At 70.7% G+C, this 13,641-nt stretch carries 19 protein-coding genes; all 19 read right to left on the bottom strand.

Translation table 11 applies throughout. The features are described 5' to 3' along the window. The coding region (gene tnpA / locus B9O00_RS30785; protein ID WP_143596422.1) for an IS66-like element accessory protein TnpA at window positions 1–279 on the bottom strand (279 nt) is incomplete at its 3' end. 22 nt (window positions 280–301) lie between these two features. Beyond that, a complete protein-coding gene (locus B9O00_RS30780; RefSeq protein ID WP_085127077.1) occupies window positions 302–1,402 on the bottom strand; it encodes a coiled-coil domain-containing protein in 1,101 nt (366 codons plus the stop codon). A 9-nt stretch (window positions 1,403–1,411) separates the two neighbouring features. Next, a complete protein-coding gene (locus tag B9O00_RS33285) occupies window positions 1,412–1,729 on the bottom strand; it encodes a DUF1799 domain-containing protein (RefSeq protein WP_159460386.1) in 318 nt (105 codons plus the stop codon). A gap of 56 nt (window positions 1,730–1,785) precedes the next feature. Continuing rightward, window positions 1,786–2,214, bottom strand: a complete 429-nt coding sequence (locus B9O00_RS33280; protein ID WP_085127073.1) for a CREC-EF hand family protein — start codon at window positions 2,212–2,214, stop codon at window positions 1,786–1,788. 11 nt (window positions 2,215–2,225) lie between these two features. Then, window positions 2,226–3,158, bottom strand: a complete 933-nt coding sequence (locus B9O00_RS33275) for a phage tail tube protein (RefSeq protein ID WP_085127071.1) — start codon at window positions 3,156–3,158, stop codon at window positions 2,226–2,228. Window positions 3,159–3,162: 4 nt separating this feature from the next. Continuing rightward, complete coding sequence (locus B9O00_RS30760; protein WP_085127069.1) at window positions 3,163–3,441, bottom strand: hypothetical protein; 279 nt, start codon at window positions 3,439–3,441, stop codon at window positions 3,163–3,165. An 11-nt stretch (window positions 3,442–3,452) separates the two neighbouring features. After that, complete coding sequence (locus B9O00_RS30755; protein ID WP_085127067.1) at window positions 3,453–3,893, bottom strand: phage tail terminator protein; 441 nt, start codon at window positions 3,891–3,893, stop codon at window positions 3,453–3,455. Next, entirely contained in the window at window positions 3,890–4,456 is a 567-nt protein-coding gene (locus B9O00_RS30750; protein WP_085127065.1) for a phage virion morphogenesis protein, read from the bottom strand. The genes B9O00_RS30755 and B9O00_RS30750 overlap by 4 nt, the downstream gene beginning before the upstream one ends. Before the next feature lie 2 nt (window positions 4,457–4,458). Next, window positions 4,459–4,875: a gp436 family protein gene (locus B9O00_RS30745; protein ID WP_085127063.1), complete on the bottom strand. Its 417-nt coding sequence runs from the start codon at window positions 4,873–4,875 to the stop codon at window positions 4,459–4,461. Between the two features lie 69 nt (window positions 4,876–4,944). Beyond that, window positions 4,945–5,322 carry a hypothetical protein gene (locus B9O00_RS30740; protein WP_085127060.1) on the bottom strand — a complete coding sequence of 126 codons (378 nt, stop codon included), beginning with the start codon at window positions 5,320–5,322 and terminating at the stop codon, window positions 4,945–4,947. 164 nt (window positions 5,323–5,486) lie between these two features. Beyond that, window positions 5,487–5,723 (bottom strand): HI1506-related protein, encoded by a 237-nt coding sequence (locus B9O00_RS30735; RefSeq protein WP_085127058.1) that lies wholly within the window; start codon window positions 5,721–5,723, stop codon window positions 5,487–5,489. A gap of 14 nt (window positions 5,724–5,737) precedes the next feature. Then, complete coding sequence (locus B9O00_RS30730) at window positions 5,738–6,631, bottom strand: Mu-like prophage major head subunit gpT family protein (protein ID WP_085127056.1); 894 nt, start codon at window positions 6,629–6,631, stop codon at window positions 5,738–5,740. A gap of 26 nt (window positions 6,632–6,657) precedes the next feature. Further along, on the bottom strand, window positions 6,658–7,071 hold the full coding sequence (locus tag B9O00_RS30725; RefSeq protein ID WP_085127054.1) for a hypothetical protein: 414 nt from the start codon (window positions 7,069–7,071) through the stop codon (window positions 6,658–6,660). After that, window positions 7,068–8,150: a phage protease gene (locus B9O00_RS30720; RefSeq protein ID WP_159460385.1), complete on the bottom strand. Its 1,083-nt coding sequence runs from the start codon at window positions 8,148–8,150 to the stop codon at window positions 7,068–7,070. The genes B9O00_RS30725 and B9O00_RS30720 overlap by 4 nt, the downstream gene beginning before the upstream one ends. Window positions 8,151–8,558: 408 nt before the next feature. Further along, a complete protein-coding gene (locus B9O00_RS30715; RefSeq protein ID WP_085127049.1) occupies window positions 8,559–9,782 on the bottom strand; it encodes a PBECR2 nuclease fold domain-containing protein in 1,224 nt (407 codons plus the stop codon). Further along, entirely contained in the window at window positions 9,782–11,389 is a 1,608-nt protein-coding gene (locus B9O00_RS30710; RefSeq protein WP_085127047.1) for a DUF935 domain-containing protein, read from the bottom strand. Before B9O00_RS30710 ends, B9O00_RS30715 begins: the two co-directional genes overlap by 1 nt. Before the next feature lie 11 nt (window positions 11,390–11,400). After that, window positions 11,401–12,765, bottom strand: coding sequence for a phage terminase large subunit family protein (locus B9O00_RS30705; protein WP_085127045.1), 1,365 nt, complete (start codon window positions 12,763–12,765; stop codon window positions 11,401–11,403). 8 nt (window positions 12,766–12,773) lie between these two features. Further along, window positions 12,774–13,337 carry a phage protein Gp27 family protein gene (locus tag B9O00_RS30700; RefSeq protein WP_085127042.1) on the bottom strand — a complete coding sequence of 188 codons (564 nt, stop codon included), beginning with the start codon at window positions 13,335–13,337 and terminating at the stop codon, window positions 12,774–12,776. Between the two features lie 7 nt (window positions 13,338–13,344). Beyond that, a complete protein-coding gene (locus B9O00_RS30695) occupies window positions 13,345–13,641 on the bottom strand; it encodes a VpaChn25_0724 family phage protein (RefSeq protein WP_085127040.1) in 297 nt (98 codons plus the stop codon).

Here is a 13,641-nt window from a genome sequence, read left to right as displayed (position 1 = left end):
CCTGCGCCGCCGGGGCTTCGGCTCGCGGGATCCCTCGTCCGGCACGATCTGCACCGGCACCAGCGCCTGGGACTCGGGCGCCGGCGGAGCGTCGATCCGCGTGCAGAGCTGCTTGCGCCAGCGGAACAGCTGGCTGACGTGCAGGCCCGCCGAGCGCGCCACCTCCGAGACCGTCACGCCCGGCTCCAGGCTCGCCGCGACCAGCCGCTCCTTCTCCGCACGCGACCAGTGCCGCCGCCGCTCAACGGACGTGATCACCTCGACCCGCGGTATCGTCATAGGGCTACTCCTAGGATTACCCCTAGGACCTTCCCACGATCCCGCTATCCCGCAAGGCGGCTCTCACCGGAGGCGTACGGGCCGCCGGCACGCCGGCCTGCAGCTGGACGACCAGGTCCTGCAGCTGGAAGGCCGCGTTCTGGGCGCCGAAGCCAAAGTTCTTGGTACCGGCGGCGGCCTTGGCCGCGGTCGCGACGTAGGTGTCGTACTGGCCCTTGGCGAGGCCGAGTACTCGGTTCGCTTCGTCCTGCGTCACCACGCCAGCGGCGACGGCCCTCTGCACTGCCTCCTGCTGGGCTTCGTACCGCTCGAGGGCGGCGGTGGTCGGATCGATGGAGGCGCGAACCTGCTGGAACTCGCGGGCGACCTGGTCGACGCCGGAGAGCGCCCGGGTCGTGCTCTCGTACTGACCTGCGGCGAGCGCCAGGACTCGGCTCGCCTCCTGCTCAGTCGCAACGCCGGCGGCGACAGCGCGCTGCACGGCCTCCTGCTGCGCCTCATAGCGCGCCAAGGCTGCGGCGGCAGGGTCGACCGAAGCCCGGATCTGGTCGAACTCGCGGGCCGCCTGATCGAGACCCGCGAGGGCCCGGGTCGTGCTCTCGTACTGGCCGGCGGCGAGCGCGAGGACCCGGCTCGCTTCTTCTTGACTGGCGGCACCGGCAGCGACGGCGCGTTGTACCGCCTGCTGCTGCGCTTCGTAGCGCTCGAGCGCCGCCACGGCCGGATCGAGCGAAGCGCGTACCTGCTGGAACCCCCGAAGAGCCTCCTGGTAGCCGCTGGCCGCGGCAACGACGCTGTCGTACTGCGACTTGGCAAGGGCGAGGACGCGGTTCGCCTCGTCCTGCGTCGCCACATTGGCCAGGAGCGCAGTCTTCACCGCCTGCTGCTGCGCTTCATAGCGCTCGAGCGCCGCCGCGGCGGGGTCCAGCGAGGCTCGGACCTGCTTGAACTGCTGCGCCGCCTGCTCGACGCCGGCACTCATCCGGCCGACGCTCGCCTGGACGCCTGCGCCGGCCTGCTCTGCCGTCGTCTTCAGCTGGGCGAGATCCTGCTCCGAGAGCTTGATCTCGCCTCTGAGACCGCTGGCGTCGGCGGTAAGCTCGAGGTTAAGGCGCAAGGTCACGACGGCGACTCACCGGCGATTGTTGAGCACCTCCATGGCCGCGCCCTCCATGTCTCGGAGGTCGGCCAGGAGGCGTCGGTCGAGCGGCAGATCGAGGATCCGGGCGAGCGACTCGACCTGGCTCCAGTCGAGGCCGTCCCAGACGTCGAGGGTCTTGCCGCTCGGCCCGACCAGGATCTGACGGCGCCAGGCCGTGCGGCAGGCCAGGAAGAGCTCGAGGGCCGGGCGGTTCTCGGGCCAGACGACGAACCGCTGTTCTGCGCGCCGCGCGGCCGCCTCGGCGATCTGCCCCTCGTCGACCCCGAAGGCCCGGAGGTCATCCTGCACCTCCTCGTCGAGCGAGCGGTCGCGGTCGGCGCCGGCCCAGATCCGCGCCGCGCCCTTCAGTTTCCCCGCTTGGTGCCCTTCGGGTTCTGCGGGTTCATGGCCTCGTTGTAGGCGGCGAGCACGGCAGTGCGGATCTCCGGCCAGGCGATCATCTGCTCGCGCAGCTCGTCGCTGTACTCGAGAGGCTTGTTGTCCTGGCCGACGACGTCCTTGCCCCAGCCAACCCAGACGCGCCTTAGAAGGCTCTTGTCCTCCTCCTGCGCCTCGAGGCTGCGGGCGACGAGCCCCTTCATGCCGTCGTCGCCCGCGGTGTCGAGACGGACGGCAGCGCCTTCCAACCGCTCCTGTTCCTCCTCCGGCGTGAGCGGGTCGAAGCGGGCGGTGAAGGTGCTGGTGACATGCTTGCCGCCCGACTTGGGATCGGGGCGCTGCACGCTGATCTTCCAGTCGAACTGAGGGCGGCGATCGGCGAGAACGAAGGTCATCTGGGTGGCTCCTACTTGACGGTGATCTTGATCTCGTCGTCGCCGGCGTCGGACGGCACCGCCATGAAGGGGATGCGGTACATGACCTCGCCGTTCGACTCCTGGTACTGCGGCTCGTCGAGCTCGCAGAGGTCGGCGTCGACCTGGACGATGTTGCCGGCCGTGATGCCGTGGACGACCTGGATCGGCACCTGGGTGCGATTGCGGGCGATCGTGAAGGGGTCGAAGATCGCCAGCGTGTCGGCCTTCACCAGCATGGAGCCGCTGACCTTGCGGTCGACGATCGAGACCTTCTCCTCGCCGACCCGGAAGATCGCGTTGACCTGGTTGCCGAAGTCGAAGGTCAGCTCCTCCATCGGCACTGCGACGCCGTTGACCGTGAAGTCGGTGTTGGCGTCCGAGACAGGCACCGGCACCTGGAAGCCGCTGACGTCGACGATCGGGGCCGCGGTGTCGGTCGGCGTCGTGAAGAGCCCCAGGCCGTCGAAGGTGAAGGTCGAGAGCGCCGACGGCCGGAACGACATCTGCAGGTTCGCCCGGTAGCCCAGGATCTTCTGCTGGACGCCGTCGATGTTGAGGTAGTTGCCGACCGACTCGATGCCGGTCGAGACCGGGTCGTACTGCGCGTCGGTCGTCGCCGTCAGGGTCTCCGCCAGGCCGCAGGCGCGCAGCAGCGGGCCGTAGGCCGGGGCGTCGCCGGCGGTGCCGGCGCCGGCGATCTCGACGCCGAACGACAGGGCCACGTGGACGTTCGTCAGGATCGCGGGCCGGGAGCCGAAGAAGGGCGTGTCGTGCGGCCGCTCGACCTTCTGCGACTGCAGGGGACGCAGGTTGATGTCGTGCGCCAGGATCGCGTCGGTCGCGCCGGTCGGGGTCGGATCGGTCCCGTAGGTCGTCTCGATCTTCGAGATCAGCGCCTTCTTGCGCCAGTAGCGGTTGGCCATGACGTCAACCCTCCTTCTTCACGTCGGCGCCCGGCTTGTCGGCCTTGCCTTTGCCGGCCTTCTCGCCGGAGCCGTCGAGGCCAGAGCTCGAAGCGGTCGCGCTCGAAGGCTCGGCCGTCGGCGCCGGCGCGGGCCGCGGCTTGTCTAGCGGCACACCCTTGGCGCTGCGCGCGCGGTTGCCCTCCGGGTGCTCCTCCGTGCCGCCGATCCGAGTCGGCTTGGCCTTCGGCGACTCCCGCCGGTAGGTGCCGCCCACTCGCTGGCGTGCCCCGAACTTCTCCATGACCTCTCTCCTCAAGTGGCTGCGCGGTAGATCCACCGCGTCCGCAGGTCGAGCTCGTAGATCGCCGCCCCCTTGCCGAGGCCGGAAAGGTGCTCGTGTGCGAGCTCGAAGGGTTCGACTTCCCCGTCTGGCGTCCACCCGACCAGAGCCTCCCGGGTCGCCAGGATCAGCGGCTGCAGCGCACCACGCGCCTGCCCGCCGGCTCGATCGGCCGCACGCATGACCAGGACGACCTTGACCTGCTCCGTGATCGGCTGCTTGTGCGGCCCCGTCGCGTTCGATCGACGGCCGCCGTCCAGCCCGTCCGGCAGCACGAAGCCGGCCGGCGTGACATTCGGCAGCGTGCCGCGCTCGACCAGCTCCGAGAGCGCCAGCGCGTCCTGGACGCTCATGAGCGCGGCAACCTGTGCCTCGAGCCGGCCGCTCACGTCCTCGACCAGGTCGCGGTTCATTCGACCGCTCCCGGCGCGGCGCCGCCGATCCAGTCCTGGAGCGTCGCGAGGATCTCCGCCTGGTCGGCTTCGTCGATGCCGAGATAGGGGCGCGCGGGGATCTTGACCTCGTGCTCGCCGACCTCGTGGTAGCTCAGGAAGTTGGATCGCCGCCGCTTCACGAAGCGGTTCGACAGCTCGCCCGTGGTCTCGTTGTACCGGCGATAGATTGCCCGGCTCTGGGCGTACTTCCTGATGGTGCCGCCGAACTGATGGATCGCGCCGTAGACAACGTTGGTCCCGACGCGCACGCCGGTCGGGCTCGCTTCGTAGGTGATCGAGTCCCGAAGCCGGCCCGACTCGACCAGGGTGTTGCCGCCCCTGTGCAGCACCCGCAGGCTCGGCGGCCAGGGCGAGCCGCCCGGCGCCTGGCCGCGCTCGAAGCGCAGCTGGGTCGAGGCAACGAGCGCCGCGCCGACCTCCTCCATCACCGGGGTCAGGTCGTCGGCGCGCGAGAGCAGGGCCACGAAGGCCTCGCGCACCGCCTGATCGTCGATCGAGAGACTGACCTGCGCGCCCGCCATGGTCAGTAGCCCTCGAGCGTGTCGCGCGAGAAGACGCGGTCCGGAGCACTCACGCGGGGCCCGTCGGGCGCCGCGGCGGCGGGCTCGCCGTCCAGCTCGAGCACGACCAGGCCCTTCGACAGGCGATCGAGCGTGGCGAGCGCCTGCCTGGCGGACTCGGCGACCTGGTCGGGCGCCGTGAACACGTGCAGCCGGAAGAACACCAGCCGCTCGCAGAGGTCCTGCACCAGGTCCGGCGTCGCGGAGAGCGGCAGGTCGTACTTGAGGGCTAGGTAGCCATCGATCTCGGCCGAGACGGCCGCCAGCTCGCGATCGACCGTCGCCGTATCGGCCTGGCCGTCGCCGTCGCGATCGGCGACCTGCAGCACGTTGTCGCTGCCGTAGCGGTCGATCAGGTTCTGGAGCGTGGCGTAGGCCATGGCGGGTCTCGGGTCGGGGGCGGCCCCGGGACGGCGGGTCGCGCCGCCCCGGGGAACAGGGATCGAGTCTCAGCTGGTCGCCGGCCGCGCCGGGCCGTCGCGACTGGCGCGGCCCGGCAGCGGCTTGGTCGCGTCGGCGATCGCCGGCATGCCGATCCGGCTGGCCGGCTGGTCGATCGAGGCGCCGATCGGCGCCTCGGCGGCCATCGTCGGCAGCTCCGGCGCTCCGACCGTCACGGCCGCCGCCCGGCGCTCGACCAGGTAGACGGTCGTCTCGACGGTCAGCGGCGCGGCGCCGAGGTCGGCGGTGCCATCGGCGCCGGCGATCGCCGGCACCTGGTGGACGAGCCGGAGCGGCTCCGCATTGGTCGCCTGGGCAGCGAGCAGCAGGCCGACGGCGAGCCCGAGGGCACCGGCTGCGGCGAACAGGGTCGTTCGACGGAACATCGCGTTCTCCTGTGGTTGCTTCGGTGCGGGGCCGGGGCAGAGGAGCGGCTCCGTCCCGACCCCGGCTTGGTCTGGTGGCACCTCAGGCGGGCCCGGCCGTCCCGGCTTCCCGCCCTCCGCCGAGGCCTAGCGGCCCCGGCACGGCACCTTCTCTCCGGGGTGCATCAGTTGCTGGCGGCGGACTCCTTGCCGCCCTTGGCGGCCTTGCCGCCGGTCTCCTTGCCGCCCTCCGCCTTGGGCTCCGCCGGGACCTCGAAGACGATCAGCTTCGGTTCGGCCTTGAGGGCCTCGAGCTGCTCCTCGGTGAAGTCGCTGGTGTCGACGGTCTCGCCCTCGGTGGACCAGGCGCGGCCGGCACGGCGGAAGCCGGCGACCTTGGAGATGACCTTCAGCTTGCTCATGCTCGGCTCCTCGCTCAGGCCAGCCACGGCACGACCAGCAGCTCGGCCGTGCCCTTCCACTCGTTGGTCTCGCCGCCGCTGGCGTTCTCGCTGTTGAGCAGCTTGCGGCCGGCGCTCTCGAGCGCGGGCGGCACGACCAGCAGGTTCGGCATGACGCCGAGCGGCCGGCCGTAGTCGCCCTTCATGCCCTGCAGGGCCGCCCGCGCGGTCGCGTAGTGCGTCGCGTCGAGGGTCTGCTTGGAGCCCCAGGCGAACTGCCAGAAGCCGAAGCCGACGTTCGACCGGCTGTCGGTGCCGTACTGGAACTCCTTGCGGCTGAACACCTTCTCGTCGGTCGGACTGTCCTTGGCGACGAAGTTCCAGTCCTTGCGGTTCTGGAACAGGATCGGCTTCAGCGGCTTGTTGGCGTCGATCAGGAACCAGGGCGTGCCCGAGCCGCCGTCGGTGTTGGCCACGGAGGTGACGCTGCCGTCCTCGTCGAGCACCGGATGATCGGTGTCGAACATGTACTGGCCGTCGTAGCAGTCCGTGGTGAAGCCGGACTTCAGCAGCCCGAAGATCAGCGTCTCGCGGTGCGCGCCGGTCGACTGGCCCATCTGCTGGAACAGCGGGTTGTAGATCCCGATGTTGTCGTCCTCGATGTCGTCGCGATCGACACCGATGGTCAGCTCCCAGGGCTTGTTCCTGATGGTGTAGCTGTGCGCCATCAGGTTCTGGACGACGCGGTCGCCGATCCACTCGCGGACGTTCGGGACCTTGCCGAGCCAGCCGTACTCCTCGCTCTTCGTCGAGGAGGGCACGGTCGTCGCGATGCGCTCCGACTGGGCGCCGGCCATGCCGAGGCCCGCCTGGAACGACGCCTTGAATCCGATGCCCAGGCGCGTGAGGGTCGCGGAGTTGATGAGCATGCTGCTGCCTTTCCTGGTGCCGGCCGTCAGGCGAACTCGACCCAGACGCCGAGGCTGTCGACGTCGTAGACCGTGCCTGCCTTGCTGCGGGTGCTGGAGCCGTCGGTCTTGGCGACCGTCTGGTCGTCGACGATGTAGCAGTCGGCCCCGATCTCGGCGGCTGTGATCTCGTCGGTCGAGGCGGAGTTGGCGAAGCGGAAGACGCCGCGCTTGACCTTGACGGTCAGGTCGCCGGCGGCGCCGCCGCTGTTGTCGACCGTCTCCTCGAAACGGCCGATGCCCAGCAGGGTGGTCGCGGTCGCGCCCGGCGTGGCGTTGCCGTTGGCGTCGAGAGCCGCGAGGCCGCCGGCGTAGCACGTCTTGGCGGCGGCGACGTCCAGCTGGCGGATCGAGGGGTCGAGCTTCTCGGGCGTGTTGCGGTCGGCGGCGAGCGCGGTCATCGGGCGACCTCCTCGTCACGGGCCTTCTTGTAGGCCTCGGGGGTGATGCCGAGCTGCCGGCAGACGGCGAGCTCGTCGTCGTCGAGTTCGGCGCCCTTGTTCGGCGGCGGATCGGCGCGGTGCTGCGCGCCCGGCTTCACGACGACGGGAGCCGCCTTGCAGAAGGCCGCGAAGCCCTCGGGGTTCTTCTTGGCGTAGTCGAGCGCCCAGGTGCGAGCCGCCGGCACCACCTTGCCCTCGGCCATGGCCTGGTCGACCGCGGTCGTGGCCTTCGTCTGGGTGTTGTCGTCGACGAGCCTGGTCAGCTGGCCCGCCAGCTCGTCGAACTGCACGCGCGGCACGAAGTCGGCCGAGCTGCCTTCCAGGCGGCCGCTGACCGCCGTGGCGACGGCCTCCGGCTCGGCGCCCTCCTGCAGGCCCGCGCTCTTGGCGATCTTGGCCAGCGCGACGGCCGCCGGCGCCTCCGCACCGTCCTCGGCCTTCTTCTTCGCGGCAGCGACCGCCGTCGACAGGGTGTCGGCGCTCTTCAGGATCTCCTCCGCGGAGGAGCCCTCCTTCAGGCCGAGCGCCTTGCAGAGCGCCTTGAGCTGCTCCTCGGTCATCGTCTCTTCCTCGGTTGTGGGGTCGTCTTCGCGGCGGGTCAGCGCCTTGACCTCGAGCGCCGGGTCGTTGGTCAGCGCGACCCGCAGGATCCGCGTGATCTCGTGGGGCGCCTTCTTGGTGGCCATGAAGACCGGCGAGTAGTAGCGGTACTCGCCGGCCTGGATCATCGCCCGGGCCTTGTCGGTCCATTCGACCCGTGCCCAGATCGCATCGTCCCGGACCTCGATCTCCTTGATCCATCCGGCGGCGGGCGCCGGCTGGCCGTTGCTGGCCGCGAGGTCGGTCTGGTGCTCGTAGTCCCAGGGCAGGTCCATCTTGAGGGCCCTGGTGTTGGCGACGACCTTGGCCGGGTCCTTGAGCGACCAGCGCCGCCCGTCGCGAGCGGCGAGCACGCCGTCGGCCGGGATCGGCAGGATCGGCACCCACTCGGGCACCTGGCCTGCCGACAGCTGGAAGCAGAGGGACTTCAGGTCCAAAGCGCCGATCCGCTGACGAAGCGCCGGGCTGGACCGCCCGGCTGGGTTCGTGCAGCATGGCCGTGGACGTCGGGTCGATCCCTTCCCACGCCGGTGGGAAGGGAGGTCAACAGGCGGAGACCCAGCCGGCCGGCGCGGACGCCCTCCTTCGAGAGACCTTCATTCGAGCGTTGAGCGGGTTTTGAACGCCGTCGAACGCCCTCGGCGAGTTCCGGGCGGGGGGGTGGCGCCGCGGAACGGTCCGCGGGCGCCAGCGGGCCGGAAATCGGCTCGGCCGTCTCGGCGAGTTGAAAGGGGGCCCCGGAGGGACTAGATTCAGCGCTGCAGGCGGTGGCCGGGCCGATCCTCCGATGGCCACCGACCGGGCGGGAGCCGCGGGACGGCGCGGCTAGCCCTTATCCCCAGCCATCACTTCCGATAGACCGACAGGCCCCAGCGCAGGCGCTTCAGCGCGTCCGGCTTGCCGCGGAAGAACGTCAGCCCCGACCAGGTGCCGTTGTCGGCGTCGGCGACCAGCGCCAGCGTCGTGTCCCGGCGCAGCTGCAGCAGCTTGACGTAGCGCCGGCGCAGCGCGACCTGGCCCGTCGCGTCGTTGACGACGAAGCCCGCCCAGATCTCCTGCGGATCCTGGATCAGCTCCGGCAGCAGCGGGAAGAAGGCGTCGCGGCCGTCCAGGCGATCGGCCAGGTGGTCGGCGAAGGCCATGCCGATCGAGACCTGCCCGCCGGCCGGGTCCGCGAGCACGGCCTCGTCGCCGCCCAGGACGGCGCGCAGGTTGTCGCGCAGGCCGGCGGCGTCCGTCGCCCGCGGCCCGAGCTGCGCCTGCGGCGGCTGCGGCTGCAGGTCCGGCAGCGGCGACCCGGGCGCGACCTGCGAGGGCGCGACCAGCGGCTCCCAGCGGCCTTCGTGCCCGGCCAGGCGCACCCGCTGCTCGCCGTAGCCGACGTCGGCAATGCCAGGATTGTGCCCCCAGCCCGGATCGATGCCCTCGGGCACGCTGACCGTCGCCGGACCGTCCGGCGTGTTCAAGGCGACCTGGCGCAGGTTGACCGGCGGCGCCTCGGCCGAGACGGTCCAGCCGTTGCGGGCCAGGTCGCGGGCGTTGAGCGCGATGACCGAGCAGAGGCAGTACCAGCCGTTGGGCGGGTAGTGCGTGCGCCAGAAGGGATCATCGATCGGCAGGATGGTGCCGTGCCAGAGCGCGTGCAGCGGCCGCTTCGTCTCGCGCTGGACCTGGACGTAGCGCAGATAGGGCCGACGCGCCTTGGTCCGCTGTATCTGGCGCCAGCGCCCGGCCATGTTGGCGCTGCGCATGTTGGCCTGGAAGATCGTCCGGGCCCGCCAGGTGCGGCCGCCGTTGTAGCTCCAGCCGTGCCTGGCGACGATCGCGTCGAAGTCGGCGAGCCAGTCGGCATAGGAGCCGCCGTCTTCCATGGCCTTGAGCAGCGCCGACTGGAAGTCGGCCAGCAGCGAGTCGCTCATCGCACCGGCCACCACGAAGGCGCGGGCGTGCTGGGCTTGCCAGAGGTCGGTCCAGGCGCGCGTCGGCAGCCGCAGCTTCTGGCGCAGGAAGTCGACCGCCTCCTTGAAGACGACCGGCTCGGGCGTGGCCGGCGCGACCAGGTCGGACATCAGGGCTTCCTGCTGGCGATCGCGTCCATGCCCTGCAGCTCGGCCAGCACCAGGGCCTCGCGCATCGTCTCGACCAGGCGCGGATCACTCGCCTGCTGCGCCAGCTCGAGCAGCGCCCCTTGGGCTTCCTCCCAGCTCCCGGCGGCCGCCAGCCGCTCCTTCAGCTGCTCGACCAGACCCTCGATCGGCGGCCGAGCGGCCTTCATGGCGGCCTCGGCCGCCGGATCGAGCACGACCTGGCCGGCGCCCGGGTCGCCGCCAGGATCGCCGCCCGTGCCGCCGGCAGAGTCGCCCTGGCGGGCCGCCAGGGCCTTGGCGAGTGCCGGGTCGGTGCCGTCGGGCGGCACGGCCGGCCCGCCGGCGGGCGCGGTCAGCAGATCCTGGTCGTCGACGGCCTCCGGCAGGCCGAAGGCGCGCGCCATGCCGGATTTCGAGACGCGGGCACCGAGCGGCACCAAGGTCTTGACGCCAGCGAGCAGCATCCGGAGGTCCTGCTCTTCCTCCCGGCCGACGACCAGGCGCGGATAGCTCTGCTGCGGACCGAAGTTGAGGTCGATCGCCGGGCGCATCAGGTCGCGATTCAGGGTCGCGGAGACCTGCTTGGCGTCGGCCGTCTCGATGTCCTGCCGCACGTCGTTGTGGACCTGCGCCGCGGCGTAGCTGCCGCCCTTGACCTCGGTCGTCAGGTTCTGGCCGAGCACGCCCTTGGAGATCTGCGCGTCGGCCCAGGCGGCGAAGCGGTCGTAGAGGTCGATCGAGCTGGAGCCCTTGCCGATCGCCTCGACGAACTCGATGACCATGCCCTCGGGGATGATCGCGCCGACGTCGGTGCCGATATTGCGCACCGCGCTCAGCAGGATGGCCTTCTCCTCGTTGCTGGCGCCGGCGTGGTATTTGCCGAGCCGGATCGGCATGCCGTAGACCTCGATGAAGGAGATCCAGTCCTTCACCGCGTAGTTCTTGAAGAGGTACATCCAGGCCGCCAGGCGCGCGAGGCCGCCGCGGATCGGCAGGCCGGACTTCGCCTTCGCGAGGTGCGTGATCCACTTAAAGGGCGCCAGCGGCTGAGGCTCGCCCATCTCGCGCAGCAGCGGGGTCCGTCCGTCCTCCCGGTCGAAGGTGAACCAACGGGGATCGCGCCACTCCAAGCGCGCCGGCCACCACTGCCCCTCGGAGAAGTCCCAGACGATCTCGGTGCAGCTGTAGCCCTTGCCGGTCGCGTCGAGCACGTCGACCAGCTCGTCCTGCAACTCGTCGCGCTCGAGGAAGGCCTCGAGGAACTCCGCCTGGCGCTGCGCCTCCGGGCTGTCGTCCGCGGCGACCACCTTGACCGGCAGCTGCGCGACCTGGCGCTTCCGGGTGCCGAGCACCGAGGCGTAGTGCAGATCCTTCTCCTCCATGGCCTCGGCGAGCTCGAGGTAGCGGGTCGGCTCGCCCTCCTCGGCCTCGCGCAGGATGCGCGCCAGGCGCTGCGGCGTCAGGCCGACCTCGGGATGGCCGGTCATGACCTGGCGCACGCCGGTGACGGTCGGCGCCGCGACCTCCTGCTGCAGGACCTGGCGCTGGATCGGCCGGCCGAGGTGGTCGAGAAGAACGGGGGTCGCCATGGTTGGGCTCCTCAGTAGGCGCCGCGCCCGAAGCTGCGGCGCAGGCCGGCGGGCTCGTCGTCCTCGGGCGCACGCTCGTGGAAGCGCGGGTCGCTCTTCGGCGGCGCGCTGTCGTAGGCGTAGGACGGCACGTTGTCGGTCGCGCCGTTGACCGCCAGGAAGCAGGACCAGGCGCGGTCGGCGTGGCCGCCGGCGTCGGAGTCGGCAACGAAGCGGGGCGTGCCGGTCGGGCCGAGGATCTTCTTGAGCTTGTGCAGGTCGGCGCGCAGGCGGATGTCGCCCGCCGGAATGCGGATGCGGCGATCCTCGAAGGCCTGCTTGCCGGCGGTCGCCAGGACCAGCTTGTTGCCTGGGGTGAACAGCACGCCCTCGACGCGGGACTCGCCATAGCGGCGCTTGGCGTCCTCGACGGGCTTCTCGCCCATGCCGGTCTGGTCCATGGACAGCCGGGCGACGCGGTAGCGCCCGAACAGCTCGTCCATCACGGCGTCGTGCTCGGCGAACTTGGCCCGCTTGAGGATCCGGACCTCGCGGGTCCAGAGCACGTCGCCGACCTCCTCGAGGACCCAGGTGACCCAGAGGTCGTTGCGCGCGGCGATGTCGTTGCCGAGGTAGCAGGGACCGCCCTGGTACAGCTCCGGCCGTCCGGCCTTCTCGTCCTCGACGGCCGTGATCAGGTCGTAGGGCAGCCAGGCGCTGGCCTCGTCGAGCCACTGGCACTCGTACTCCTGCGCCCAGAGATCCTCGTCGGCCAGGCCCTCGCGCATCTCGTCGACATCGCGCGGCAGCCCGTCCCTGACGGCGTCGTGGATTGTCACGGTGTGGCGGGACCAGCGGCCGTCGGCCGAGGTCATCAGCTCGTGGAACTTGTTGGCCTTGCCCTTCGCGGTCGAGGTGATGCGCAGCTTGAAGCCGGCCGAGGTCACCGGGAACAGGGCGCCCCAGATCTCGCGGCTGTCCTTGTGGATGGCGAACTCGTCCAGATAGACGTTCGCGGAATAGCCGCGGGCGGTGTCGGGGCTGGCCGGCAGCGCCAGGCACCAGATGTCGTCGGCGATCCGGACCTCGTAGCTCTTGTAGACCTCGTCGCCGAACGAGACGTCGGCCTCCAGCTCCCGGAAGGCGACGTCGTAACCCTTGATGTGCGCGATCAGCTGGCGAAGGTTCTCCTTGGACTGGCGCTCGCCGCGCGACAGCATCAGCCACTTCGCCGGCCGGGCCTCGACGACGCCGCCGGCCATGTCATCGGCCATCTCCAGCGTGGTCGAGAAGGTCTTGCCGACCTGGCGCGACCACATGCCGATCTTGAAGCGCGACCGGTCGGCGATCCAGCGGCGCTGGTAGCCGTAGAGCGCGATGTCACGGATCGAGGTCATGGGCCGCCCTACCGGATCAGGCCGAGCTCGCTGCGGATCTGCTCCAGCGCGTCCTTGCCGAGCGTGACGCCGGCCTTGGCGGCGCCCTTCTTCGCCGCCTCGATCGCCTTCTTGACGACCTCCTCGATGACCTGCTCGCGGATCTTCGCGACGCGCTCGACGTTGGTCTTCGACGCGCTCTCCAGCTTCTGCAGGGCGCTCGCGAGGAACATCGCCTCCTGAGGCTCCAGCTTCACCAGGCCGCCGGTCTCGGGGTCGCGCGTCGTCTTGGAGATGATGGCGTGCATCAGCTCGATGTTCGCCCGCGCGACCTTGCTGTCGGGCTCCTCGCCGAAGGCGCCGACCAGGGCCTCGGCGACGGCGCGCTCGCGCTCCATGTCCTTGGCCAGGTCGCCATAGCGCTGCAGATAGCGGTGGGCGGCGCTGCGCGAGGTCGAGATGCCGCGCGGGCTCAGCAGCTCGTCCAGCCAGTCGTACAACTCGTCGACCGTGGGCGAGTTCTCGCGCACGTAGGCCGCGATACGGTCGCGGACGTTGGTCGGCAGCTTCTTGTCGAAGGACCGGCCGCCCATGGCCGCCCTACCGAGCCGAGGGGCGCTTGACGCCGGGAACGGTGGTCAGACCCTTGGCGACGTCGGCGCCGGCCTCGGCCAGCGTCGCGACGAAGAGCCCGGGCGCGACCTCCTCGAGGGCCAGCAGGCCCTGGTCGCGCAGCCAGGCCAGATGCGTGCGCACCTGCGCGCGGCTGCAGCTGAGGGCGAGCCTCGGCAGCTTGTCGTGCAGCACCGAATCGTTGGCCGCGTAGCCGGGCGCGCCCTCGAGGATCCGGAGGATCGCCAGGCGGATGTGCTCGCCCACGTCGTCCTGGTAGCTCAT

Origin of the sequence: Tistlia consotensis USBA 355, from assembly GCF_900177295.1 — a bacterium.
GTDB lineage: Bacteria > Pseudomonadota > Alphaproteobacteria > Kiloniellales > DSM-21159 > Tistlia > Tistlia consotensis.
This window is presented reverse-complemented; position numbering and strand designations above follow the sequence as displayed.

What these genes read in the sequence shown, in the direction of transcription:
- B9O00_RS30755 (WP_085127067.1), bottom strand. Translation starts at nt 3,893, where the DNA reads ATGAACCGCGACCTGGTCGAGGACGTGAGCGGCCGGCTCGAGGCACAG.
- B9O00_RS30760 (WP_085127069.1), bottom strand. Translation starts at nt 3,441, where the DNA reads ATGGAGAAGTTCGGGGCACGCCAGCGAGTGGGCGGCACCTACCGGCGG.
- B9O00_RS30710 (WP_085127047.1), bottom strand. Translation starts at nt 11,389, where the DNA reads ATGGCGACCCCCGTTCTTCTCGACCACCTCGGCCGGCCGATCCAGCGC.
- B9O00_RS30725 (WP_085127054.1), bottom strand. Translation starts at nt 7,071, where the DNA reads ATGACCGCGCTCGCCGCCGACCGCAACACGCCCGAGAAGCTCGACCCC.
- B9O00_RS30730 (WP_085127056.1), bottom strand. Translation starts at nt 6,631, where the DNA reads ATGCTCATCAACTCCGCGACCCTCACGCGCCTGGGCATCGGATTCAAG.
- B9O00_RS33280 (WP_085127073.1), bottom strand. Translation starts at nt 2,214, where the DNA reads ATGACCTTCGTTCTCGCCGATCGCCGCCCTCAGTTCGACTGGAAGATC.
- B9O00_RS30715 (WP_085127049.1), bottom strand. Translation starts at nt 9,782, where the DNA reads ATGTCCGACCTGGTCGCGCCGGCCACGCCCGAGCCGGTCGTCTTCAAG.
- B9O00_RS30735 (WP_085127058.1), bottom strand. Translation starts at nt 5,723, where the DNA reads ATGAGCAAGCTGAAGGTCATCTCCAAGGTCGCCGGCTTCCGCCGTGCC.
- B9O00_RS30745 (WP_085127063.1), bottom strand. Translation starts at nt 4,875, where the DNA reads ATGGCCTACGCCACGCTCCAGAACCTGATCGACCGCTACGGCAGCGAC.
- B9O00_RS30700 (WP_085127042.1), bottom strand. Translation starts at nt 13,337, where the DNA reads ATGGGCGGCCGGTCCTTCGACAAGAAGCTGCCGACCAACGTCCGCGAC.
- B9O00_RS30750 (WP_085127065.1), bottom strand. Translation starts at nt 4,456, where the DNA reads ATGGCGGGCGCGCAGGTCAGTCTCTCGATCGACGATCAGGCGGTGCGC.
- B9O00_RS30740 (WP_085127060.1), bottom strand. Translation starts at nt 5,322, where the DNA reads ATGTTCCGTCGAACGACCCTGTTCGCCGCAGCCGGTGCCCTCGGGCTC.
- B9O00_RS30705 (WP_085127045.1), bottom strand. Translation starts at nt 12,765, where the DNA reads ATGACCTCGATCCGTGACATCGCGCTCTACGGCTACCAGCGCCGCTGG.
- B9O00_RS30695 (WP_085127040.1), bottom strand. Translation starts at nt 13,641, where the DNA reads ATGAGCTACCAGGACGACGTGGGCGAGCACATCCGCCTGGCGATCCTC.
- B9O00_RS33275 (WP_085127071.1), bottom strand. Translation starts at nt 3,158, where the DNA reads ATGGCCAACCGCTACTGGCGCAAGAAGGCGCTGATCTCGAAGATCGAG.